Here is a 1,088-nt window from a genome sequence, read left to right on the forward strand (position 1 = left end):
TTCACCTATTTCTATAAATATAAAAAGCTGTTTGTCCAACTGATCTTAGGTATGGTACTAGGGACCATTCTGTCGCTGATCGCACCCTTTTTGACCCAGTCCGTTGTTGATATCGGTATCAATACCAAAAATATCAGTTTTATCAACCTGATCCTGATCGCCCAACTGATGCTTTTTATAGGAAGTACCGCGGTATCCTTTATCCGTTCCTGGATCATGCTCCACATCAGTACCCGGGTCAATATTTCTATATTAACAGATCTGTTGATCAAGATCATGAAACTTCCGATGCACTTCTTTGATCTGAAGACCCACGGTGATATTATGCAGCGGATGTCCGACCAGCAGCGGATCGAATCCTTTCTCACCGGAAGCACGCTCAATACATTATTTTCACTGGTCAATATGGTAATCTTTGGATCCTTACTTTTGATCTATAATAAAACCATCTTTTTGGTATTTTTTGCTGCGACCGTACTCTATACGCTGTGGATATTAGCATTTATGAAATATCGCCGTCAGCTCGATGAGAAAAGATTCAAGATCGCTTCCGAAAATCAGACCTATATGGTCGAAATGATCCAGAGTATCAAGGATATCAAACTCAATAATGCGCAGAAGCAAAAAAGATGGGGCTGGGAAGCTTTACAGGCCAAACTCTTTAAATTTAAGGTCGAAAGTCTCGCTCTTTCCCAGTACCAGTCCATCGGTTCGATGGCGATCAACCAGGCAAAAGGAATTCTGATTACCTATATCAGTGCCAAAGCCGTGATCGACGGAGATATCACTTTGGGAGGGATGATGGCCATCCAGTATATTGTCGGTATGGTGAGCAATCCCGTAGAATCTTTATTGGACTTTATGCAGTCGTATCAGGACGCCAAGATCAGCCTGGAAAGACTGAACGAGATCTACGAAACGGAGGAAGAAGAAAATATCCAGAAAGACTATCTGAGCCAGCTACCCGATAACAGAACCATCGAGATCAAAAACCTGACCTTTCGTTATTTTGGAGCGGGGAATGATCCGATCTTCACCAAACTGAACCTGACCTTCCCCGAAGGAAAAACCACCGCTATAGTCGGAAC

Annotated in this window: 1 protein-coding gene; it reads left to right on the forward strand. The window is 42.9% G+C overall.

From position 1 onward, the window contains the following. Positions 1–1,088, forward strand: a 1,088-nt coding sequence (locus C8N37_RS22635; RefSeq protein ID WP_244914515.1) for an ABC transporter transmembrane domain-containing protein, incomplete at both ends; no start/stop codon positions are given.

This window comes from Sphingobacterium faecium (genome assembly GCF_003054045.1).
Taxonomy (GTDB): Bacteria; Bacteroidota; Bacteroidia; order Sphingobacteriales; family Sphingobacteriaceae; genus Sphingobacterium; species Sphingobacterium faecium.